The organism is Streptomyces sp. NRRL B-24085 (genome assembly GCF_001282115.1).
GTDB lineage: Bacteria > Actinomycetota > Actinomycetes > Streptomycetales > Streptomycetaceae > Streptomyces.
The window spans coordinates 1-1,149 of record NZ_LJBR01000565.1; the positions used below are offsets into that span (position 1 = coordinate 1).

Here is a 1,149-nt window from a genome sequence, read left to right on the forward strand (position 1 = left end):
CCCCCGATGCGCGTATGGCCCCCGGCGGTAGCCGGGGCCGCCGGCGGCCATACGCGCATCGGGGGCGGGGACGGGGGATACGGCGCCCACGCGGGTGGACGCCTCGGTACTGGCAGGCATGCCCTCGAAGTTACGTACGGTTCCGCTCATCCGTCCAATGCATGGATTCGCCATAATCGTTCCCATGGTGCATCAGCAGAGGTCACAGGCTCACCTGTCACCGTCCAGTGACACAGAAGACATCGTCCCGCTTCTCGCGCCGCGGCTCGCCCACTTCGCCGGGGTCGCCCGCACCGAGCACGTCACCCGTGCCGCGCAGGAGATGGACGTACCCCAGTCCACGCTCTCCCGGGCCATGGTCCGCCTCGAACAGGACCTCGGCGTCGACCTGTTCGCCCGCATCGGCCGCACGGTCTCCCTCACCCCCGCCGGCCGCACCTTCCACGTCTCCGTGGAACGCGCCCTCGCCGAGATCCGGCGGGCCGCCGACGAGGTCCGTGCCGACGCCGACCCGGCCACCGGCAAGGTCGCCTTCGGCTTCCTGCACACCATGGGCTCCGAGACGGTCCCCGGTCTCCTCCGGGCCTTCCGCGCCGACCACCCCCGCGTCCGGTTCAGCCTGGTCCAGAACTACGGCGAGGCGATGATCGAACGCCTGCGCGCGGGCGAGCTGGACCTGTGCCTGACCTCCCCGGTCCCGGACGCCCCCGACCTCGTCGCCCGCCGCCTCGACGAACAGAAGCTGCGGCTCGTGGTGCCCGCCGACCACCCCCTCGCGGGCCGCAAACGCGTCCGCCTGGCCGAGGCCGCCGAGGAGTCCTTCGTGACCCTGGAACCCGGCTACGGCCTGCGCCGCATCACCGACGACCTCTGCCAGGAAGCCGGCTTCAAGCCCCGGATCGCCTTCGAGGGGGAAGAGGCCGAGACGTTGCGGGGTCTCGTCGCGGCGGGCCTGGGCGTGGCCCTGCTCCCGCCGCCGGCCTTCCCCCGGCCGGGGGTGGCGGAACTGACGGTCACCGCGCCCCGGGCCGCCCGCGAGATCGGCGTCGCCTGGCTCGACGGCCACCCGGACACCCCGCCGGTGGCCGCCTTCAAGAAGTTCCTGCTGTCGCGAAGGGGCAACCTGCTGCCCTGAGCTACCTCCGCCGC

Annotated in this window: 1 protein-coding gene; it reads left to right on the forward strand. The window is 72.8% G+C overall.

What is annotated here, in order from left to right:
- Window positions 1-184 precede the first annotated feature (184 nt).
- Complete coding sequence (locus tag AOJ26_RS39535; RefSeq protein WP_053853170.1) at window positions 185-1,135, forward strand: LysR family transcriptional regulator; 951 nt, start codon at window positions 185-187, stop codon at window positions 1,133-1,135.
- Window positions 1,136-1,149 lie beyond the last annotated feature (14 nt).